General features: G+C 63.0%; 20 protein-coding genes and 1 tRNA gene. 2 read left to right on the top strand and 19 right to left on the bottom strand.

The annotated features are described in order from the left end of the window. Positions 1–38 precede the first annotated feature (38 nt). Positions 39–578: a CYTH domain-containing protein gene (locus ACKVEX_RS03860; RefSeq protein ID WP_473214374.1), complete on the top strand. Its 540-nt coding sequence runs from the start codon at positions 39–41 to the stop codon at positions 576–578. 69 nt (positions 579–647) lie between these two features. Here ACKVEX_RS03860 and ACKVEX_RS03855 read toward each other — a convergent pair whose 3' ends face one another. After that, a complete protein-coding gene (locus ACKVEX_RS03855) occupies positions 648–1331 on the bottom strand; it encodes an HAD family hydrolase (protein ID WP_473214373.1) in 684 nt (227 codons plus the stop codon). A 227-nt stretch (positions 1332–1558) separates the two neighbouring features. On the opposite strand from ACKVEX_RS03855, the gene ACKVEX_RS03850 reads away from it, so the two are divergent. Continuing rightward, complete coding sequence (locus ACKVEX_RS03850; protein ID WP_473214372.1) at positions 1559–2782, top strand: glycosyltransferase; 1224 nt, start codon at positions 1559–1561, stop codon at positions 2780–2782. A gap of 133 nt (positions 2783–2915) precedes the next feature. On the opposite strand, the gene ACKVEX_RS03845 is transcribed toward ACKVEX_RS03850, so the two are convergent. The 18 genes from ACKVEX_RS03845 to secG all read right to left on the bottom strand — a co-directional run bounded on the left by ACKVEX_RS03845 (position 2916) and on the right by secG (position 19965). Next, the gene (locus tag ACKVEX_RS03845) at positions 2916–4133 is read right to left on the bottom strand and encodes a TraB/GumN family protein (protein WP_473214371.1); all 1218 of its coding nucleotides are present in this window, start codon (positions 4131–4133) and stop codon (positions 2916–2918) included. A 68-nt stretch (positions 4134–4201) separates the two neighbouring features. Next, positions 4202–4810 carry an NUDIX domain-containing protein gene (locus ACKVEX_RS03840; RefSeq protein ID WP_473214370.1) on the bottom strand — a complete coding sequence of 203 codons (609 nt, stop codon included), beginning with the start codon at positions 4808–4810 and terminating at the stop codon, positions 4202–4204. 4 nt (positions 4811–4814) lie between these two features. Further along, positions 4815–6284 (bottom strand): NADH-quinone oxidoreductase subunit NuoN, encoded by a 1470-nt coding sequence (gene nuoN, locus ACKVEX_RS03835; protein WP_473214369.1) that lies wholly within the window; start codon positions 6282–6284, stop codon positions 4815–4817. Positions 6285–6321: 37 nt separating this feature from the next. Beyond that, complete coding sequence (locus tag ACKVEX_RS03830; protein ID WP_473214368.1) at positions 6322–7803, bottom strand: NADH-quinone oxidoreductase subunit M; 1482 nt, start codon at positions 7801–7803, stop codon at positions 6322–6324. Positions 7804–7870: 67 nt separating this feature from the next. Next, a complete protein-coding gene (gene nuoL, locus ACKVEX_RS03825) occupies positions 7871–9877 on the bottom strand; it encodes an NADH-quinone oxidoreductase subunit L (RefSeq protein ID WP_473214367.1) in 2007 nt (668 codons plus the stop codon). A gap of 4 nt (positions 9878–9881) precedes the next feature. Next, a complete protein-coding gene (gene nuoK / locus ACKVEX_RS03820) occupies positions 9882–10187 on the bottom strand; it encodes an NADH-quinone oxidoreductase subunit NuoK (protein WP_473214366.1) in 306 nt (101 codons plus the stop codon). A 61-nt stretch (positions 10188–10248) separates the two neighbouring features. Next, on the bottom strand, positions 10249–10851 hold the full coding sequence (locus ACKVEX_RS03815) for an NADH-quinone oxidoreductase subunit J (RefSeq protein ID WP_473214365.1): 603 nt from the start codon (positions 10849–10851) through the stop codon (positions 10249–10251). 30 nt (positions 10852–10881) lie between these two features. Next, entirely contained in the window at positions 10882–11367 is a 486-nt protein-coding gene (gene nuoI, locus ACKVEX_RS03810) for an NADH-quinone oxidoreductase subunit NuoI (RefSeq protein ID WP_473214364.1), read from the bottom strand. Positions 11368–11377: 10 nt separating this feature from the next. Beyond that, positions 11378–12427, bottom strand: a complete 1050-nt coding sequence (gene nuoH, locus ACKVEX_RS03805; protein WP_473214363.1) for an NADH-quinone oxidoreductase subunit NuoH — start codon at positions 12425–12427, stop codon at positions 11378–11380. After that, positions 12427–14766 (bottom strand): NADH-quinone oxidoreductase subunit NuoG, encoded by a 2340-nt coding sequence (nuoG, locus tag ACKVEX_RS03800; RefSeq protein WP_473214362.1) that lies wholly within the window; start codon positions 14764–14766, stop codon positions 12427–12429. The genes nuoH and nuoG overlap by 1 nt, the downstream gene beginning before the upstream one ends. Then, positions 14760–16079: an NADH-quinone oxidoreductase subunit NuoF gene (gene nuoF, locus ACKVEX_RS03795; protein WP_473214361.1), complete on the bottom strand. Its 1320-nt coding sequence runs from the start codon at positions 16077–16079 to the stop codon at positions 14760–14762. The genes nuoG and nuoF overlap by 7 nt, the downstream gene beginning before the upstream one ends. Further along, positions 16076–16555: an NADH-quinone oxidoreductase subunit NuoE gene (nuoE, locus tag ACKVEX_RS03790; protein ID WP_473214360.1), complete on the bottom strand. Its 480-nt coding sequence runs from the start codon at positions 16553–16555 to the stop codon at positions 16076–16078. Before nuoE ends, nuoF begins: the two co-directional genes overlap by 4 nt. A gap of 50 nt (positions 16556–16605) precedes the next feature. Beyond that, the gene (locus ACKVEX_RS03785; protein WP_473214359.1) at positions 16606–17859 is read right to left on the bottom strand and encodes an NADH-quinone oxidoreductase subunit D; all 1254 of its coding nucleotides are present in this window, start codon (positions 17857–17859) and stop codon (positions 16606–16608) included. Then, positions 17852–18457: an NADH-quinone oxidoreductase subunit C gene (locus tag ACKVEX_RS03780; protein WP_473214358.1), complete on the bottom strand. Its 606-nt coding sequence runs from the start codon at positions 18455–18457 to the stop codon at positions 17852–17854. The genes ACKVEX_RS03785 and ACKVEX_RS03780 overlap by 8 nt, the downstream gene beginning before the upstream one ends. A 12-nt stretch (positions 18458–18469) precedes the next feature. After that, positions 18470–18946: a NuoB/complex I 20 kDa subunit family protein gene (locus ACKVEX_RS03775; protein WP_011765130.1), complete on the bottom strand. Its 477-nt coding sequence runs from the start codon at positions 18944–18946 to the stop codon at positions 18470–18472. A gap of 3 nt (positions 18947–18949) precedes the next feature. Continuing rightward, positions 18950–19324 carry an NADH-quinone oxidoreductase subunit A gene (ndhC, locus tag ACKVEX_RS03770; protein WP_473214357.1) on the bottom strand — a complete coding sequence of 125 codons (375 nt, stop codon included), beginning with the start codon at positions 19322–19324 and terminating at the stop codon, positions 18950–18952. Between the two features lie 103 nt (positions 19325–19427). Then, positions 19428–19512: transfer RNA gene (locus tag ACKVEX_RS03765), tRNA-Leu, on the bottom strand. 72 nt (positions 19513–19584) lie between these two features. Continuing rightward, a complete protein-coding gene (gene secG, locus ACKVEX_RS03760) occupies positions 19585–19965 on the bottom strand; it encodes a preprotein translocase subunit SecG (protein WP_473214356.1) in 381 nt (126 codons plus the stop codon). Position 19966: the final 1 nt, after the last annotated feature.

The raw sequence follows: 19966 nt of genomic DNA, 5'->3' as shown, positions 1-19966 counted from the left end.
GAATCCGCTTCGTCCAAATTCAAATGACGCGGCGGCCCATGGCTCAAGAGATCGAACGACGATTCCTCGTTCTGGACACCCACTTCCTCGCCGGATGCCGTGGCGAGCGGATCTTGCAGGGTTATGTCGCGAAGGAAGCCGGCGCGATGACGACCCGCGTCCGCATACGTGGCGAGCGCGCCTTCCTGACCCTCAAGGGTCCGAGCATTGGCATCGCCCGCGACGAATATGAATACCCGATTCCGCTTCCCGATGCCCGCGAGATCCTCGCACGTTACTGTTCTGGGCGCGTCGTCGAAAAGACGCGGCATGTGGTGCCCTTCGGGCGACATGCGTTCGAGGTCGACATGTTCCATGGCCGCCATGCCGGTCTGGTCATCGCCGAGGTCGAACTGATGCATGCTGCGCAACCGGTTCAATGTCCGCCGTGGCTCGGGCCCGAGATCACGGCCGACAAGCGCTTCGGCAATTTTGCGCTGGCGTCCAGCCCGTTGCCGGTGCTGGGTCTGGTGCCACCGGCCTGTGTTCACCGTCACGCAGGAGCGTTTCCCGAGGCGGGTCGAGACGGCCGTCACTGACCGGTTGCGGCCTGCCCGAAGGGACGGCCCGTCCTGACTCGCGCCCAGGCCGACCGCCTCCGCGCCGATTCAACCCAGATCCAGGGCATGCCGCACGCGTGCGCTCAGTTCCTCCGGCGTTCGGGAGATCACGTCCTCGGGCACCTCGAAGCGCGCCGTCAGACGCTCGAAGCCCTCGAAACCGTATGACACGATGAACGGATGCATGCCGGTGGCGGTGGCCGCGACGAAGTCCTTGTGCTCGTCCCCGCACGCGTAGGCACGCGCCGGGTTGATGTCGAACTTATTGCGCGCCTGCCGAAAGAACGGCGCCTTGCTGTCGCGCAGTGCAATGCACGCGGTGAAATCCAGGCCGGCCGAATCGATGCCACTGCGCTCGAACAGGCGCTTCAGCGTAACGTCGGGCTCATTGGTCACATTTCGGCTGACCAGCCCGACCCGGATGCCCGGAGCCGCAATCAGCGCATTGAGCAGATCCGCGAGACCGGGATAGATGCGCGCGCGCTCGCGGTAGACGTCGGTCAGCGTATCGAGCAGATCCTTACGCCGGCGCTTGCCGAACTGCTTGCGCAGATTGCCCGGAAACTCCCGCAGACCACCGAGATACTTGAACAGTGCGCGTCGCTTCTGGAAGCGATCGAGATCACCGATGCGCATGCCATGCGCGGCGAAAGTCTCGTCGATCGCGCTGAACGCGTCGATCAGCGTGCCGTCCGCATCGAAAACCACCAGGCGATCGGTACTCCCGAACATCACTTCCCTCCCGGCCCGGCCACGGGCCTTTCAGACAACTGCTCACCATCGGCGCCGGATCGCCCCTGTACCGCATGTCGTGCGGGATCGCCCTTAACGTCAGCGCAACCTTCGCATGCGAGGCTCGATACTTGAGTCAGGGTCATCGACCGCGACGAATACCGACCCGCCCCACCGCGCACCTCAGGCGCCACTCGCTTCCACGCATCCATGACGGCGACACCCCGATGACCCAACTGCGCGTTCTGATGGTATCCGATGTGTATTTCCCGCGCGTGAATGGCGTATCGACATCGATCGAAACCTTCGTCAGAGCACTGCCCGATTTCGGGGTCGATGTGACCGTGGTCGCGCCACGCTACGGCTCGGAGCCGAACACACCCGGCATCATCCGCGTTCCGGGGCGCCCTGTGCCGCGTGATCCCGAAGACAGACTGCTCAACTGGCGCGAGATGCATCGCCGCACCCGCGACGCGGCCGCAAGATGCGATCTGGTGCATATCCAGACGCCCTTCGTCGCCCATTACGCAGGACTGGCCGCGGCAACCGCAAACCACCTGCCGGTGATGCTCACCTACCACACGCTGTTCGAGGAATATCTGCACCACTACGCCCCGATGCTGCCTGCGAAGCTGCTGAAGTACGTCGCCCGGCGTTTCTCACGCGCGCAATGCAATGCGATGGATCGCATCGTCGTGCCGTCGAGCGCGATGCGCGAGCGCCTGCTCGCGTACGGCATCCACCGACCGGTCGAGATCCTGCCGACCGGCATTCCGCTCGACGACTTCGAAGGTGGCGACCGACGACGTTTTCGCGCGCGCCACGCCATTGCGGAGCACGCGCCACTGGCGCTGTTCGTCGGCCGGGTCGCGCACGAAAAGAACATCGGTTTCCTGCTCGACGTCACCGCGACGATGCGCGCCAGAATGCCAGACTTCATGCTGATGATCGCGGGCGAGGGGCCCGCCCGGGCCCCGCTCGAACGCGACGCGAAGCGCAAGGGCCTGACCGGAAACCTTCGCTTTGTCGGCTATCTCGATCGCCATACCGAACTGCCGGACTGCTACGCGGCGGCCGACGCGTTCGTGTTCGCATCCAGGACCGAGACCCAGGGCCTGGTGCTGATCGAGGCGATGGCCGCCCGATTGCCGGTCGTAGCTCTGGCCGAGATGGGGACCCGCGACATCCTCTTGCCGCAGCAGGGTGCGATCGTCGCGCCGGACGACGTAGACGGTTTCGCCACCGCACTGCACACGCTGCTGCAGGATCACGACCTGCACCGACGCCTCGCCGGTGACGCGAAAACCTTCAGCCAGAACTGGAGTTCGGCGGCCATGGCGAACCGACTGGCGGCGCTCTATCGCGACATTCTGGATGGGTCTGCACGGCGACCGACGGGCGACCGCAGGATCCGCGCTGACGCATATGTAGCGGATCGAAACCAGGCCTGAATGACATCCAGCTCCGCAGTCAAGCCCCATCGCGGATGAAGCCGATCAAATCATGGCGCGGTCGCAGCTTCTAAAGCCCGGGACGAACGATGGACGCCGGACGTGCAAGCGCCTGGCGTCTGTCCGTCGGGTTTCAGCCGCCGCCGAACAACCGTCCGAAGATGCGCGCGCCGCCGATGTAGGTGCCCATCGCCGACCCCAGCGTGGTCAGCAGAAACACCAGCAGCACGCGTGACACCCGGTTCTTCCACCAGCCCTTGAGTTCGGTCACGTCGCGGCGCAGCGTTGCGAAATCGCTGACCTGCGGTTTGCGCAGATAGAGTTCGACCGCGGCGGTGACGAAGCCGATGCCTATCGTCGGGTTCAGCGAAGTCAAGGGGGCGCCGAGGGCCGCGGCCAGGATGGTCAGCGGATGCGCCAGCGCAATGATGCCGCCGATTGCGGCCAGTCCTCCATTGATCAGAATCCAGTCGACTACCATCTGGTAACCCAATTGGGTGTTGCGCGTGAATCCGAACACGAAGCCGGCCAGGATCACGCCAATGATGACCCAGGGCAGCACCTTGGGCCAGCGCGCCTTGGGCGGGGACTGTTCCAGTTCTCGCAACGTCTCGGCGGGGGATTCCGTGCGCGTCTCCAGGTAGCGCGTGATGCCTTTCAGATGACCGGCGCCGACCACCGCCAGCACCTTGCGCGCACGGCCTTCGTCGACGATCTGCTGCAGGCGCGCTGCCATGTAGCGGTCACGCTCGTCGATCACCGGGCCGTAGATCGCTTCGGACTGTTCGGCGAACTCACTGAAGGTCGATTCGAGTACGTCGCCCTCCTTCAGCTTCTCGATTTCGCTCTCGGCTATCTTGTCCTTGCTCATCACGCCCGCGAACAGACCTGCGATCAGTTCGGTCCGCTGCCACCATGGCACCGCCTTGTAGGCACGTCGCAGCGTGAGACCGATCTCGCGGTCGATCAGCGCCAGCGTGAGGCCGCGATCGAGCGCACCGTCGATCGCGGCGCGCATCTCGGCGCCCGGCTCGATTCCGTACTGGTCGGCCAACCGCTGCTGGAAGGCGCCGAGCGCGAGGCTCGCAGCCACCATCGGCACCTTGCCGGAGCGAATCACGCTGAAAAGATCCAGCTTCCCCATCGCCCCCGGATCGACCATTGCGCGCTGACGACTGGCGCACAGTTCGATTGCGACGGTGTCGAAATGACCGGCATCGATCAACGCGGTGACGGTCCGGGCGCTCGCAGGGGATACATGTGCGGTGCCCAGCAGCGTGATCTCGACCGCACCGATGGTGAGCTGACGATGCGGTTCCTGTGCCAGCAATGCTTGCAGGTTCGATGACATGGGTTGGCAATCTACGAAAAGAGGGGCTTGGTGCAGCTTTCAGGCGGGTCTTTTCGGCCGAACGACGCTCAACGCGCCGCTTCGGCCCGCAGGCGCGGCAGGCACCGGAACAGCGCGGCGATCGTCTTGCCGTCGGTGATCCGGCCATCGTGCACCGCCCGTTCGGCCTCGTTCGCGTCGAACGGCAGCACTTCGAGGAATTCGCCCTCGTCACGCGCGTGGCCGACCTCGGTGAGCTCACGCGCCAGGAAGATCTCGATTCGCTCGTCCGAATAGCCGATGCACGGATGCATGACGCCGACGTATTCCCAGCGCGCTGCGGTGTATCCGGTCTCCTCGCGCAATTCGCGCTGCGCGCAGGCGAGGATGTCCTCGCCCGGTTCGATCTTGCCGGCCGGCAACTCGAAGAAAGCGCGCCCGAGTGGATAACGGAACTGCCGCTCGAACAGCAGTTGCCCGCCGGGGAGCACCGCAGCCACGACGACGGCACCGGGGTGCCGGATGTACTCGCGCATGGCCTCGGCGCCATCCGGAAGTCGCACCCGATCACGACGAACGTCGAGCAGCACGCCGCGGAAGACGTTCTCCGAGGCAAGCACCGTCTCCGCCAGCGGATCGTCGTCACGATGGCCCTGAGCGCCGACCTCCGCGAACCCTTCGCCTGCGCAAGGCTTCATCGAATCACAGCGATGCGATCAGCGCATACGCGCACAACGACATCAGACCCTGCGGCAGCAGGCCCAGAACCGCGATCGCCAGGCCATTGGCCGACAGCATGACCCTCACGTCGCTCGGCGCATGGATCGGCGAACTGTCCTCCGGCGCATCGAAGTACATGACCTTGACCACCCGCAGATAGTAGAACGCACCGATCAGCGACATCACCACCGCGAGCACGGCCAGCCAGATGTAGCCGGCGGCGATCACCGCCTGCAGCACCGACAGCTTCGCGAAGAAACCGATGAAGAACGGCACGCCGGCCATCGAGAACATGATGATCAGCATCATCAGCGCGAACCACGGCGAGCGCCGGCTCAGACCCTTGAAGTCATCGATGTTCTCGGCCTCGAAGCCGGCACGCGACAGCAGGATGATCATGCCGAACGAAGCGAGGCTCATGATCACGTAGGACACCGCGTAGAACATCGCCGAGCTGTAGGCATTGAGCGCGAAATTGCGATCGCCGTCGACCACGCCCGACAGCAGCCCGAGCAGCACGAAGCCCATGTGCGCAATGCCTGAGTACGCCAGCATGCGTTTCAGATTGGTCTGCGCGATCGCGGCGAAGTTGCCGAGGATGATCGACGCCACCGCGAGGAACATCATCATCGACTGCCACTCTTCGGCGAGTTCGAACAGGCCATACACCAGCAGGCGCATCGCCATCGCGAATGCGGCCAGTTTCGGCGCGGTCGCAATCATCAGCGTGACCGCGGTCGGCGCGCCCTGATAGACGTCCGGCACCCACATGTGGAAAGGCACGACCCCGAGCTTGAAAGCGAGGCCGGCCATCAGAAACACCACCCCGAACACCAGCACCGTCTTGTTCGCCGACTGATGGTAGATCGCCTGCGCGATGCCGGAGAACTCCATGCTTCCGGTCGCACCGTAGATCATCGACATGCCGTACAGCAGCAGACCGGACGCGAGCGCACCGAGCACGAAGTACTTCATCGCCGCTTCGGTCGAGCGGACCGACTCGCGGTCGAAGGCCACCATCGCGTACAGCGACAGCGACATCATCTCCAGCCCCATGTACATCGACAGCATGTGGTTGGACGTGACCATCACCATCATGCCCAGCGTCATCAGCAGCGTGAGCAGGAAGTACTCGGGTCGGTCCATGCTGCGATCGGCAAGATAGCCGCGTCCATAAAGCAGACCGATCGCGACCGCGAAGTAGATCAGCAGCTTCAGGAAGTCGCCCATCAGATCGGACACGAACATGTTGCTGAAGGTCAGCACCACCTGGCCGTCCAGCGTCGCGACCGTGATCACGGCCGCCACCAGCAGGGTGCCCTGCGTCAGGTAGTAGGCAAGGCTGCGTGCGATGCTGCGCGCGAAGGTGCTCGCCAGCATGATCACCAGCGCCATCACCGCGACGAAGATCTCGGCCGCTGCGGGGTAGAAGTCGGGGACAACAAAGTTCATCTTCTGACCAGTCCGGTAAGGGTTCTGAGCTGCTCTGTCAGAGCTTGCTCACGGCAACGTGCCGCAGGAGTTGATCGACGGAGGCATGCATCACCTCGGTGAAGGGGAACGGATACAGGCCCATCGCCAGCACGCACGCCGCCAGCACGAGCAGAATCGCGAACTCGCGTCCGTTGATGTCGGTCAGTTGCGCGACATGGTCGTTCGCGACTTTGCCGAACACCACCCGCTTGTACATCCACAAGGTGTAGGCCGCACCGAGGATCAGCGTGGTCGCGGCGACGAAGGCCACCCAGAAGTTGAACTGCACCGCACCGAGCACGACCATGAACTCGCCGACGAAACCGCTGGTGCCGGGCAGACCCGCGTTGGCCATCGCGAACAGCATGAAGAAGGCGGCGAACTTGGGCATGGTTCGCACCACGCCACCATAGTCCGCGATGTCACGCGAGTGCATGCGGTCGTACAGCACCCCGATGCAGAAGAACATCGCGCCCGACACGAAGCCGTGAGAGATCATCTGCACCAGCGCGCCCTCGATGCCGAGGCTGTTGAACATGAAGAAACCGAGCGTCACGAAGCCCATGTGCGCAATCGACGAATAGGCGACCAGCTTCTTCATGTCGGTCTGCACCAGCGCGACGAAGCCGATATAGACCACCGCGATCAGCGACAGCGCGATCACCAGCGGGGCCATCGCCTGCGCGGCATCCGGCACGATCGGCAGCGAGAAACGCAGGAAGCCGTAGGCGCCGAGTTTCAGTGCGATCGCCGCCAGCACCACCGACCCACCGGTTGGCGCCTCGACGTGCGCGTCGGGCAGCCAGGTGTGGACCGGCCACATCGGCACCTTGACCGCGAATGCGATCAGGAAGGCCCAGAAGATATAGGTCTGCGCGCTCATGCCCAGCGGCACCTGGTGCCATTCGAGGATACTGAAGCTGCCCCCGGCCTGCATGAACAGGTACAGCAGCGCAACCAGCATCAGCAGCGAACCCGCCAGCGTGTAGAGGAAGAACTTGATCGCTGCATAGACCCGGTTCGCGCCACCCCAGATACCGATGATCAGGTACAGCGGGATCAGCGACGCCTCGAAGAACACGTAGAACAGCACACCGTCGAGGGCCGAGAAGATCCCGTTCATCAGGCCCGACATGATCAGGAAGGCCGCCATGTACTGGGCGACCTTGTCCTGGATCACCTGCCAGCCGGCAGCCACCACGATCACCGTGATAAAGGCGTTGAGGATCACGAACAGCATCGAGATGCCATCCACGCCGAGGTGGTAGTTGATGTTGAAACGCGGGATCCACGACGCGTATTCCTGGAACTGCATCGCGCTCGTGCCGGTATCGAACAGCGCGAACAGCGGGATGGTCACGGCGAAACCGAGCAGCGCGACGGCCAGGGACAGTCCCCGCGCAAGCGGCGCGTTCCGGTCCGAGCCCGTGGCGAGCACAAGCAGTCCGCCCAGGATCGGTATCCAGATCGCGAGGCTGAGAAGTGGCATACCCGTCATTGTTGCTTTCCGTTCAGTGCGCCCGGCAGGGCGTGTTTTTCGGTACGAAGGATTCGTTTCAAGCCGCTCAGCCCAGGTTGAACCAGAAGGTGAGCATGATGAACAGACCGATGATCATCGCGAATGCGTAGTGGTACAGATGTCCGCTCTGGAACAGCCGCGACAGCTGCGCGAGCCAGCCGACCAGACGCGCCGACCCATTGACGATCACGCCGTCGATCAGACCCCGGTCACCACCCTTCCACAATCCGGCACCGAGCAGACGCGAGCCGCCGGCGAAGACCACCTCGTTGAAGCGGTCGAAGTAGTACTTGTTCTCGAGCAGCGTATGCAGCGGCTGGAAGCGGCGCTGGATCGCTGCCGGAATGTCCGGACGCTTCATGTAGAAGAACCACGACAGCGCGACCCCGCCGATCGCGAGCCAGAACGGCGCGGTCTGCAGACCATGCAGCGCCATGCCGAACGCGCCGTGGAAGGCGGCCTCGAGTTCACGCAGCCCGACATGGTTGTCGGCGACATGGATGGCGCTACCGAACCAATCCCCGAACAGCATCGGCTCGATCGTGAAGAAGCCGATCAGCACCGAAGGGATGGCCAGCAGGATCAACGGCACCGTCACCACCCAGGGCGACTCGTGAGGCTTCTGACCCGGCGCGAGGCCGTGGTGATGGTCGGACGCCGGTTCCTCGTCGTTATGATCACCATGATGGTCGTGATGTGCCTTGCCGAAGCGCTCCTCGCCATGGAAGACCAGGAAGTACATGCGGAAGGAATAGAACGCGGTCACGAATACGCCCAGCATCACGCAGAACAATGCGTAGCCCGCACCCGGGATGTTCGCCGCATGCACCGCCTCGATGATCGAGTCCTTGGAATAGAAGCCGGAGAACAGCGGGAAGCCGATCAGCGCCAGCGACCCGAGCAGGGACGTGATCCACGTGATCGGCATGTACTTGCGCAGGCCGCCCATGTTGCGAATGTCCTGGTCGTGGTGCATACCGATGATGACCGAGCCCGCCCCCAGGAACAGAAGCGCCTTGAAGAACGCATGCGTCATCAGATGGAACACCGCCGCCGAATAGGCCGATACACCCAGTGCGACCGTCATGTATCCGAGCTGGGACAGCGTCGAGTAGGCCACGACGCGCTTGATGTCGTTCTGCACGATACCGAGGAAGCCCATGAACAGCGCGGTGGTCGCGCCGATCACGAGCACGAAGGACAGCGCCGCATCCGACAGCTCGAACAGCGGCGACATGCGCGCCACCATGAAGATGCCGGCGGTCACCATCGTCGCGGCGTGAATCAGTGCCGAGATCGGGGTCGGGCCTTCCATCGAGTCGGGCAGCCACACATGCAGCGGCACCTGGGCCGACTTGCCCATCGCGCCGATGAACAACAGCACGCAGATCGCGGTCATCAGCGGCCAGCCGGTCACCGCCATGTTCATGCCGGCCAGTTCGCCGGCCTTGGCAAACACCTCCGCATAGTTGAGGCTGCCTGCATAGGCAGCCACCAGACCGATGCCGAGCAGGAATCCGAAGTCACCGACCCGGTTGACCAGAAAGGCTTTCATGTTCGCGTAGATCGCGGTCGGTCGGTCATACCAGAAACCGATCAGCAGGTACGACACCAGGCCGACCGCCTCCCAGCCGAAGAACAGCTGCAGGAAGTTGTTCGACATCACCAGCATCAGCATCGAGAAGGTGAACAGTGAAATGTAGCTGAAGAAGCGCTGGTAGCCCGGGTCCTCCGACATGTAGCCGATCGTGTAGATATGCACCATCAGCGACACGAAGGTCACGACCAGCATCATCATCACGGTCAGCGGGTCGATCAGGAAACCGATCTCGAAGGTCAGCCCGCCGCTTTCCATCCACACGTAGATCGAACCGTCGAAGGTGTTGCCGGCCTGCACGTCCTGGAAGATCACGAGCGACGCGATGAACGCGATCGCGACACCGGCGATGGTGACCATGTGGGCGCCGGCGCGGCCGATGGCCTTGCCGAACAGGCCGGCCACGATGGCGCCGAGCAAGGGAGCGAGCGGAACCAGGAGATAGAGCGCTTTCATGTCGTTAACCCTTGAGGCTGTCCAGATCATCCACGTGGATGGTCCGCAGGTTGCGGAACAGCACCACCAGGATCGCGAGGCCGATCGCCGACTCGGCCGCTGCGACGGTCAGGATGAAGAAAACGAAGATCTGCCCCGCCAGATCACCGAGAAAGTGCGAGAACGCGATGAAGTTCATATTCACCGCGAGCAGCATCAGTTCGATCGCCATCAACAGCACGATCAGGTTCTTCCTGTTAAGAAAGATACCGACCACGCTGATCGCGAACAGGATCGCGCTCAGGATGAGAAAGTGCGAAAGCGACAGCATTCAAGACTCCCTGGTCGCCCCGGCTTCCCGCCGAGGCTGTTCGTATTTCTTGTCGTGACTCTTATTCTTTCTCGGCCGGCATGGACACCAGTCGCACGCGGTCCGCGCGTTTGGCGCCGACCTGCTCGGACGGATTAAGATAGTGCTTGCCCTTGCGCTTGCGCAACGTCAGCGTAACCGCGGCGACCATCGCGACCAGCAGCACCAGCGAGGCCAACTCGAACGGGTACACATATTCCGTATATAGCAGGCGACCGATCTCGCGGGTGTTGCTGTATGCCTCGGTCGCGGGCGGCGGCTCGGGCATCGCCTGGTAGCCGAAATAGCTACCGCCGAGCACCAGCGCCATCTGCACGACGAGCAGCACGCCGACCAGCGCCGCGACCGGGAGGTTGCTCCAGAAGCCCTGCCGCAGGCGCTCGATGTTGATGTCCAGCATCATCACGACGAACAGGAAAAGCACCATCACCGCCCCGACATACACCAGCACCAGCGTGATCGCGAGGAACTCCGCCTCGAGCAGCAGCCACAGGCCGCTCGCGCTGAAGAAGGACAGCACCAGGAACAGCGCGGCATGAACCGGATTTCGGGCGGTGATCACGCGCAGGGCCGCGAAGATCAGGATCGCAGACATCACGTAGAAGACGAAGGTCTTGAATTCCATATTCTCTCTGGCGCCGATGGCGCCTTCCCCTTAACGATATTTCGCGTCGGCCTGCCGGTCCGCCGCGATCTGGGCTTCGTGCTTGTCCCCGACCGCGAGCAGCATCTGCTTCGTGTAATACAGGTCGCCGCGCTTTTCGCCGTGATATTCGAACACGCGCGTCTCGACTATCGCATCGACCGGACAGGCCTCCTCGCAGAAGCCGCAGAAGATGCACTTGGTCAGGTCGATGTCGTAACGGGTCGTTCTGCGTGAGCCGTCGTCACGCTGGTCGGACTCGATCGTGATCGCCATGGCCGGACACACCGCCTCGCACAGCTTGCACGCGATGCAGCGCTCCTCGCCGTTAGGATAGCGGCGCAGCGCATGCAGGCCGCGGAAGCGGTTGCTCTGCGGCGTCTTCTCTTCCGGGAACTGCACGGTGATCTTGCGGGCGAACAGATGCCGCCCGGTCAGTGCCATGCCCTTGACCAGTTCCTTCAGGAACAAGCTACCGATGTAATCCTTTGCACCCATCTTGAGCCTCTCAGTTCCAGATCGACAGCGGGGTCATCATCCACACTGCCACGACGATCACCCACACCAACGTGATCGGGATGAATACCTTCCAACCCAGCCGCATGATGTGGTCGTAACGGAAGCGCGGGAAGGTCGCACGCGCCCACAGGAACAGGAACAGGATGAACGCGGTCTTCAGCGCCAGCCAATGGAACCCGTCTGGCAGGAAACCCACGGGCGACAGCCAGCCGCCGAGGAACAGCACGGCGGTCATCACCGACACCAGGATCATGTTCGCGTATTCGCCGAGGAAGAACAGCGCGAAGGACATGCCGGAGTACTCGACCATGTGACCCGCGACCACCTCGGCCTCGCCCTCGACCACGTCGAATGGTGCGCGGTTGGTTTCGGCAATGCCCGAGATCACGAAGATCACGAACATCGGAAACAGCGGCAACCAGTTCCAAGAGAACACCGACAGGCCCATGTCGGCAAAACGGCCCTGCCCCTGCTGCAGCACGATGTCGCTGAGGTTCAGACTGGCCGAGATCAGCAGCACGCAGATCAGCGCGAAACCCATCGCGACTTCGTAGGACACCATCTGCGCCGCGGCCCGCATGGCACCGAGAAACGGATACTTGGAGTTGGAAGCCCAGCCGGCGATTATGACACCGTAGACTTCCAGGGACGTGACCGCGAGCAGAAAGAGCAGCCCCGCGTTGACGTTGGCCAGCACCACCCCTTCCGAGAACGGGATCACGGACCATGCGACCAGCGCCGGCGCGAGCGCGAAGACCGGGCCGAGAATGAACAGGCCCTTGCTCGCCCCGGACGGGATGATGATCTCCTTGAACAGCAGCTTCATGCCGTCGGCGATCGGTTGCAGCAATCCGGCCGGTCCGACCCGGTTCGGACCGATCCGCACCTGCATGAAGCCGATGATCTTGCGTTCGGCCAGCGTCAGGTACGCGACACACAGCATCAGCGGCGCAATGATCGCGAAGATCTTGACCAGCGCCCACAGCGGCGCCCAGGCCCAACCGAAGAACTCGGCGACGGGTTGCAGCATTCCATCCATCAGACACGCTCCAGGCTGATCAGTCCGCTCAAAGCACCGAGCGAAGCGGTGGTCGGATGCGCGGCTGCGACACGCACGCAGTCGGCGGCGACCCGGTCGTCAGCGACGACAGTCAGTTCCGCCGCCGCGTCACCCTGACGCAAGCGCACCCGCGTGCCGCCTTCCAGACCGAGCACGGCGAGCGTGGCCGGATTGACCCGCGCAACCGGCGCCGCGGCGTCGCGGGTGCGCTGCAGCGAACCGGCGCGCCGCACCAGAGGATCGGCAAAATACAGCGGCACGTCCGCCACACGTTCGAGCTGACCGGCCTGGACGACGTGATTCGCGATTGGCAGGCCGTCGATACGGTTGTTCAGGCGCTCGATCGGATTCGCCCCGAGCGCATCACGCGCCACCGCTTCCGAATCCTCGTAGTCGAAACCGCTCAGCGACAACAGGTTGCCGAGCACGCGCAAGACCTTCCATGCCGGGCGCGTATCGCCCCGGGGCCGCGCGACGGCGGCAAAACTCTGCACGATGCCGGCACAATTGACGAAAGTGCCCGAGGTTTCGCTGAACGGCGCGATCGGCAGCAGCACATCGGCCGTTTCGAGCAGCGCCGGCGAGCAGAATGCCGACAGCGCAACGACCAGGCGGGCATCGCCCAGAGCGCGCATGGTCGCGAAGCCATCGGCGAAATCGAGATCCGGCTCGCCGTTCAGCAGCAGATAGGCCTTGCGCGGCGACGCGATCATCCCGTTCGCATCCAGTCCGTCGCGACCCGGCACGGCACCGGCGAGGTATCCCCCGACGCTGTTGGCCGCCTCGCCGATGACGCCGAACACACCGTCGGACAGGCGCGCGATTTCCTGCGCGACCGTCATCAGTTCACCCGCACGCGCATGCTGCTGCGCGAGATTGCCGAGCCATACCGCGGCTTTGCGACCGCCGGCGAGTTCGCGCGCGATCGCCTGGGCGTCCTCGGAAATCGCTTCCGGGCGCAACGTCGCGAAAGCGTCATCGACAGCGGTGTCCTTGAGTTGGGCCAGCGCAAAAGCGACCTGCACCAGGGTGCCGACCATCGCGGACGGCGCGACCCGCGCGCGCGCCGCGATCGGCAGCAGCCAGTCGTCCGCAGTCGGATGAACGACGCTGACCCGCAGGCCCCGCTTGGCGGCCTGCCGCACACGCTGCGCCAGCAGTGGCGAGTCCTTGCGCAGGAAGCTGCCGACCACCAGCAGACGGTCCAGAGTGCCGACCGCATCGATGTCCATGCCCAGCCACGGAATTCCTGCCCGCAGCGCATCGGCACCGAAATCCGACTGACGCAGGCGGAAATCGACATTGTCGCTGCCGAGCGCACGGGCAAGCTTCTGCAGCAGGTGGAGTTCCTCGACGGTCGAATGCGGCGATCCGAGCGCGCCCAGCGCAGCCGGACCGTGCTCGCCGAGGACCGATCGGATGCCATTGGCGGCAAACTCGAGCGCCGCCTGCCAATCCACCTCGCGCCACTCGCCGTCGTGACGGATCATCGGCGCGGTCAGGCGATCATCGCTGTTCAGCCCTTCGTAGGAAAAACGATCCTTGTCCGACAGCCAGCACTCGTTGATCGCCTCGTTCTCCAGCGGCAGCACGCGCTTGACCACGTCATGCTTGACCTGCACGATCAGATTGGAGCCGAGCGAATCGTGCGGACTGACCGACTTGCGTCGCGACAATTCCCAGGTGCGGGCGGCGAAACGGAAGGGCTTGGAGGTCAGTGCACCAACCGGGCACAGGTCGATGATGTTGCCGGACAGTTCCGAATCGACCGTCTTCTCGATGAAGGGCATGATCTCGGCGTGCTCGCCACGGAAAGCCTGGCCGAGTTCCATCTCGCCGGCAATCTCCTGCGTGAAACGCACGCAACGGGTGCAGTTGATGCACCGGGTCATGTCGGTGGCCACCAGCGGGCCGAGGTTCTTGTTGAATACGACCCGCTTCTCTTCCTCGTAGCGGGACTGGCTCGCGCCGTAGCCGACCGCTAGATCCTGCAGCTGGCATTCGCCGCCCTGGTCGCAGATCGGGCAGTCCAGCGGATGGTTGATGAGCAGGAACTCCATCACCCCCTTCTGCGCCTTGATCGCCTGCTCGGAGCGGGTAAAAACCTTCATGCCGTTGGTCGCCGGCGTCGCGCATGCCGGCAGCGGCTTCGGCGCCTTCTCGACCTGCACCAGACACATCCTGCAGTTGGCCGCGATCGACAGCTTCTTGTGATAGCAGAAATGCGGGATGTAGATTCCGGCCTTGTTCGCGGCTTCCATGACGGTGACACCGTCATCGACTGTCACCGCCTTACCGTCGATTTCGATTTCTAGCATGAGGGGCTCACGTAGATTTGACTTCCCTGGTATTGCACTTCAGGCGGCACCAGACATTTCTTGTGCTCGATGTGATACCGGAACTCGTCACCGAAATGCTTGATGAAGCTTTGCACCGGCATCGACGCGGCGTCACCGAGGGCGCAGATGGTGCGGCCCATGATGTTGGTAGTCACCGAATTCAGCAGATCCAGGTCGTCCGGGCGACCGAGTCCGTTTTCGATCCGGTGGACCACGCGATACAGCCAGCCAGTGCCCTCGCGACATGGGGTGCACTGTCCGCAGGACTCTTCGAAATAAAAGTACGACAAGCGCTCGAGCGCCTTGACCATGCAGGTCGTCTCGTCCATCAGGATCACCGCACCGGACCCCAGCATCGACCCCGCCTTGGCGATCGAGTCGTAGTCCATCGTGCAGTCCATCATGATGTCGGCCGGCACCACCGGGGACGACGATCCACCCGGAATCACGCCCTTGAGCTTGCGTCCGCCGCGCATGCCGCCGGCCATCTCGAGCAGTTCGGCAAACGGGGTGCCCATCTCGATCTCGTAGTTGCCGGGACGATTGACATGTCCGGACACCGAGAACAGCTTGGTCCCGCCGTTGTTCGGCTTGCCCAGCTCCAGGAAGCCTTCCCCGCCCATGTTCATGATGAACGGGATCGACGCGAAGGTCTCGGTATTGTTGATCGTGGTCGGCTTGCCGTACAGGCCGTAGCTGGCCGGGAAAGGCGGCTTGAAGCGCGGCTGTCCCTTCTTGCCTTCGATCGATTCGAGCAGCGCGGTCTCCTCGCCACAGATGTAGGCGCCGTAGCCGTGATGCGCGAAAAGTTCGAACGAGAAGTCGCTGCCCAGGATGTTCTGGCCGATGAAACCGGCTGCACGCGCTTCGTCCAGCGCCTCCTCGAAACGCTGGTAGATCTCGAAGATCTCGCCGTGAATGTAGTTGTAGCCGCGCGTCGCACCCATCGCGTAGGCGGCGATCGCCATGCCCTCGATGACGCTGTGCGGGTTGTAGCGCAGGATGTCCCTGTCCTTGAAGGTGCCGGGCTCGCCTTCGTCCGAGTTGCACGCCACATACTTGTCACCCGGAAAGGCGCGCGGCATGAAGCTCCACTTCAGGCCGGTCGGAAAGCCTGCCCCGCCGCGTCCGCGAAGTACCGACGTTTTGACCTCGGCGATCACGTTATCGACAGGAACCTTGTCGTCGATCAGCCGCCTGAGCGCCGAATATCCGCCACGGGCAACGTAGTCTGCCAGGCGCCAGCTGCGGTCGCCGTCGAGGCCGGCAAGAATGAGATTGCGCTCGCTCATTTGGTGTCCAGATCGGCCAGCATCTGGTCGATCTTCTCCTTCGTCATCCAGCTGCACATACGGTGGTTATTCACCAGCAGCACTGGCGCATCGCCGCAGGCCCCCATGCACTCGCCTTCCTTCAACGTGAACCTGCCGTCGGGCGTGGTCTCGTTGAAGCCTATGCCGAGCCTGTCCCTGAGGTAGTCTGCAGCATGCACGCCCCCCGACAACGCGCACGGCAGGTTGGTGCATATCGTGATCTTGTGGCGGCCGACCGGCTCCAGGTCGTACATGTTGTAGAAGCTCGCGACCTCGAAGGCGGCGACCGCCGGCATGTCGAGGTAGTCCGCCACGAAGCCGATGGTTTCGGTCGATAGCCAGCCCTTCTCGACCTGCGCGATCCGCAATGCAGCCATCACCGCCGACTGCTTGCGGTCCGCCGGATACTTCGCGATCTCGCGATCGATCTGTTGCAGTGATTCCTGACTCAACATGTCTTGCCCGTCTTCCCGATTAGCTGCGATCCGTATTGTCCGGTCTGCCCTTAGCGGTCGATCTCTCCGAACACCACATCCATCGTGCCGATGATCGCGACGACGTCCGCGATCATGTGGCCGCGCGCGATTTCGTCCATGGCCGCAAGATGTGCGAAGCCCGGGGCCCGGAGCTTGATGCGGTAAGGCTTGTTGGCACCGTCCGACACCGCATACACGCCGAACTCCCCTTTGGGATGTTCGATGGCCGCATAGACTTCGCCCTCCGGTACATGCATGCCTTCGGTGAAGAGCTTGAAATGATGAATCAGCTCTTCCATGTTCGCTTTCATCTTCTCGCGCGGCGGCGGGGCCACCTTGTGGTTGTCCACGATCACCGGCCCCGGATTGTTGCGAAGCCAGTCTATGCACTGACGGATGATGCGGTTGGACTGCCGCATCTCCTCCATCCGGCAAAGGTAGCGATCGTAAGAGTCGCCTGTCTTGCCGACCGGGATGTCGAAATCGAGCCGATCGTAGACCTCGTAGGGCTGCTTCTTGCGCAGATCCCAAGCGATGCCCGAACCGCGCAGCATCGGCCCGGAAAAGCCCCAGGCCAGCGCCTGTTCCGGTGTGACCACGCCGATCCCGACGGTGCGCTGCTTCCAGATCCGGTTGTCGGTCAGCAGTGTCTCGTACTCGTCGCAGTATCTGGGGAACCGGTCAGTGAAGTCCTCGAGAAAATCGAGCAGCGAACCCTGACGCGTCTCGTTCAGCTCGCGCACCAGCTTCTCGTTCTTGAAGCGATTGACCTCGTATTGCGGCATGCGGTCTGGCAGGTCGCGATAGACCCCGCCCGGGCGGTAGTAAGCGGCATGCATGCGCGCACCCGACACCGCCTCATACACATCCATCAGGTCCTCGCGCTCCCGGAAAGTGTACAACACCATCGTCATCGCGCCGATGTCGAGCGCATGGGTGCCGATGTTGAGAAGGTGGTTCAGGATGCGGGTGACCTCGTCGAACATCACGCGGATGTATTGCGCGCGCTCCGGGACCTCGATACCGAGCAGCCGCTCGATTGCCATGCAGTAAGCATGTTCGTTGCACATCATCGACACGTAGTCGAGTCGATCCATGTAGGGGACGGACTGCACCCAGGTGCGGGTCTCGGCGAGTTTCTCGGTGCCGCGGTGGAGCAGACCGATATGCGGATCCGCGCGTTCGACGACTTCGCCGTCGAGTTCAAGGACCAGTCGCAGCACACCGTGCGCGGACGGATGCTGCGGGCCGAAGTTGATAGTGTAGTTGCGGATCTCAGCCATGGCCGACGTCCCCGTAGTTCTCTTCGCGAACGATGCGCGGCGTGGTCTCGCGCGGCTCGATGGTGACCGGCTGATAGACCACCCGACCGGCCTCCGGGTCGTAACGCATCTCGACATAGCCTGAGATCGGAAAATCCTTGCGGAACGGATGGCCGACGAACCCGTAGTCGGTCAGGATGCGGCGCAGATCGGGATGGCCGCTGAACATGATGCCGTACAGATCGAACGCCTCACGTTCGAACCAGTTCGCGCTCGACCAGACCGACACCAGCGAATCGAGAACCGGGAAGGCCTCCTCGACCGCATAGGTGCGCAGGCGCAGACGCCAGTTGTGCGTAATCGACAGCAGATGAACCGATACGGCGAAGCGCAGCCCGCCGCGTTCGCCGTTGCTGTAGGTCGAATAGTCCAGCCCCGACAGGTCCATCAGCTCCTCGAACCCCAGCTCCGGCTGATCGCGCAGCGTCTGCGCCACCCACAGGTAGCGATCCGCCGCGACCTCGATGGTCACTTCACCCCGGTCGGTCACGACCGACAGCAGGTCGTCTCCGAAGCGCTCCCGGAGCAACTGGACCAGACGTTCAAGCTTTGCACTCATGAATGGACCCCGTCAGCGCGCGATGGTGTTGGTGCGCTTGATCTTGTTCTGCAGCTGGATGATGCCGTAGAGCAGCGCTTCGGCCGTCGGGGGACAGCCGGGTACATAGACATCGACCGGCACGATGCGGTCGCAGCCGCGGACCACCGAATAGGAGTAGTGATAGTAACCCCCGCCATTGGCGCAGGACCCCATCGAGATCACCCAGCGCGGCTCGGCCATCTGGTCGTAGACCTTGCGCAGTGCCGGCGCCATCTTGTTGCACAGCGTGCCGGCGACGATCATCAGGTCGGACTGGCGCGGACTAGGGCGAAACACCACCCCGAAGCGGTCGAGATCGTACCGGGAGCAGCCCGCATGGATCATCTCGACCGCACAACAGGCCAGACCGAAGGTCATCGGCCACAGGGACCCAGTGCGGGTCCAGTTGATGACCGCATCAAGCGAAGTGGTGACGAACCCTTCGCGAAACACCCCTTCAATGCTCATACCTTACTCCCAGTCGAGTGCGCCGTTCTTCCACTCGACGATGTAGCCGATGACCAGCACGGCCAGAAACACCATGACCGAACCGAACACGAACCATGCCACTTCGCCGGCCGCGATGAACTCCTGAAACACGGTCGCCCATGGAAACAGAAAGGCGATCTCCAGATCGAACAGTATGAACAGAATGGCGATGAGGTAGTAGCGCACGTCGAACTTCATGCGGGCGTCTTCGAACGCCTCGAAACCACACTCGTAAGGAGAGAGCTTTTCGCCGTCGGGGCGATGGGGCGCAAGGAGGCGACCCAGGATCAGCGGCACGAAACCGAAGCCGAGCCCCACGAGGATGAACATCAGAACAGGAAAATAACTTCCCAGCATCGCGCTACCCCGTGTCAGATCGATTTTTTATCCACATCACAAAACACGATTTTTGTGCTTTGCAACATGACGTCGTCCGCACAGGCGGGCGATCTTTGTTTTTTGGTGCCGACGGTGAGACTCGAACTCACACGGCCTAAGCCACCACCCCCTCAAGATGGCGTGTCTACCAATTTCACCACGTCGGCACAGCTTGTTACAGATGCGGGATTATACGTACTTTTGCGCAGTGCGCAAATCCCGCCCAAATGCATTTCGGCTTACCGGGGGATGGATCCGGCGCGCGAATCACCCCCTTCGGCCGGAGCCGTCGGGATCGCCTCAGCCCCGGACGGCGCAGGCACGGGCGACACGCTTTCCATGATACTCGCCGGCGGCGCGGTCACGGTGCTTGCAAGATAGGCCAGCCCGAGGCTGGTCAGGAAGAACACCGTCGCGAGCATCGCGGTGGCGCGGCTCAGAAAGTTGGCCGAACCGGATGAACCGAAGATACTGCCGGCCCCCCCGCCTCCGCCTCCGCCACCACCGAAGGCCGCGCCCGCGTCCGCACCCTTGCCATGCTGCATCAGCACGAGACCGATCACACTCAGGCCGACGATCACGTGTACCGTCAGCACAATCGAAAATACGTAGCTACCCATC

This window comes from Denitraticella aggregata, assembly GCF_048158365.1.
Taxonomy (GTDB): domain Bacteria; phylum Pseudomonadota; class Gammaproteobacteria; order Burkholderiales; family Rhodocyclaceae; genus Azoarcus_F.
The sequence above is the reverse complement of the archived record's forward strand: the minus strand, read 5'-3'. Positions and strand labels throughout refer to the sequence as shown.

What these genes read in the sequence shown, in the direction of transcription:
- ACKVEX_RS03860 (WP_473214374.1), top strand. Translation starts at nt 39, where the DNA reads ATGGCTCAAGAGATCGAACGACGATTCCTCGTTCTGGACACCCACTTC.
- ACKVEX_RS03855 (WP_473214373.1), bottom strand. Translation starts at nt 1,331, where the DNA reads ATGTTCGGGAGTACCGATCGCCTGGTGGTTTTCGATGCGGACGGCACG.
- ACKVEX_RS03850 (WP_473214372.1), top strand. Translation starts at nt 1,559, where the DNA reads ATGACCCAACTGCGCGTTCTGATGGTATCCGATGTGTATTTCCCGCGC.
- ACKVEX_RS03845 (WP_473214371.1), bottom strand. Translation starts at nt 4,133, where the DNA reads ATGTCATCGAACCTGCAAGCATTGCTGGCACAGGAACCGCATCGTCAG.
- ACKVEX_RS03840 (WP_473214370.1), bottom strand. Translation starts at nt 4,810, where the DNA reads ATGAAGCCTTGCGCAGGCGAAGGGTTCGCGGAGGTCGGCGCTCAGGGC.
- nuoN (WP_473214369.1), bottom strand. Translation starts at nt 6,284, where the DNA reads ATGAACTTTGTTGTCCCCGACTTCTACCCCGCAGCGGCCGAGATCTTC.
- ACKVEX_RS03830 (WP_473214368.1), bottom strand. Translation starts at nt 7,803, where the DNA reads ATGACGGGTATGCCACTTCTCAGCCTCGCGATCTGGATACCGATCCTG.
- nuoL (WP_473214367.1), bottom strand. Translation starts at nt 9,877, where the DNA reads ATGAAAGCGCTCTATCTCCTGGTTCCGCTCGCTCCCTTGCTCGGCGCC.
- nuoK (WP_473214366.1), bottom strand. Translation starts at nt 10,187, where the DNA reads ATGCTGTCGCTTTCGCACTTTCTCATCCTGAGCGCGATCCTGTTCGCG.
- ACKVEX_RS03815 (WP_473214365.1), bottom strand. Translation starts at nt 10,851, where the DNA reads ATGGAATTCAAGACCTTCGTCTTCTACGTGATGTCTGCGATCCTGATC.
- nuoI (WP_473214364.1), bottom strand. Translation starts at nt 11,367, where the DNA reads ATGGGTGCAAAGGATTACATCGGTAGCTTGTTCCTGAAGGAACTGGTC.
- nuoH (WP_473214363.1), bottom strand. Translation starts at nt 12,427, where the DNA reads ATGGATGGAATGCTGCAACCCGTCGCCGAGTTCTTCGGTTGGGCCTGG.
- nuoG (WP_473214362.1), bottom strand. Translation starts at nt 14,766, where the DNA reads ATGCTAGAAATCGAAATCGACGGTAAGGCGGTGACAGTCGATGACGGT.
- nuoF (WP_473214361.1), bottom strand. Translation starts at nt 16,079, where the DNA reads ATGAGCGAGCGCAATCTCATTCTTGCCGGCCTCGACGGCGACCGCAGC.
- nuoE (WP_473214360.1), bottom strand. Translation starts at nt 16,555, where the DNA reads ATGTTGAGTCAGGAATCACTGCAACAGATCGATCGCGAGATCGCGAAG.
- ACKVEX_RS03785 (WP_473214359.1), bottom strand. Translation starts at nt 17,859, where the DNA reads ATGGCTGAGATCCGCAACTACACTATCAACTTCGGCCCGCAGCATCCG.
- ACKVEX_RS03780 (WP_473214358.1), bottom strand. Translation starts at nt 18,457, where the DNA reads ATGAGTGCAAAGCTTGAACGTCTGGTCCAGTTGCTCCGGGAGCGCTTC.
- ACKVEX_RS03775 (WP_011765130.1), bottom strand. Translation starts at nt 18,946, where the DNA reads ATGAGCATTGAAGGGGTGTTTCGCGAAGGGTTCGTCACCACTTCGCTT.
- ndhC (WP_473214357.1), bottom strand. Translation starts at nt 19,324, where the DNA reads ATGCTGGGAAGTTATTTTCCTGTTCTGATGTTCATCCTCGTGGGGCTC.
- secG (WP_473214356.1), bottom strand. Translation starts at nt 19,965, where the DNA reads ATGGGTAGCTACGTATTTTCGATTGTGCTGACGGTACACGTGATCGTC.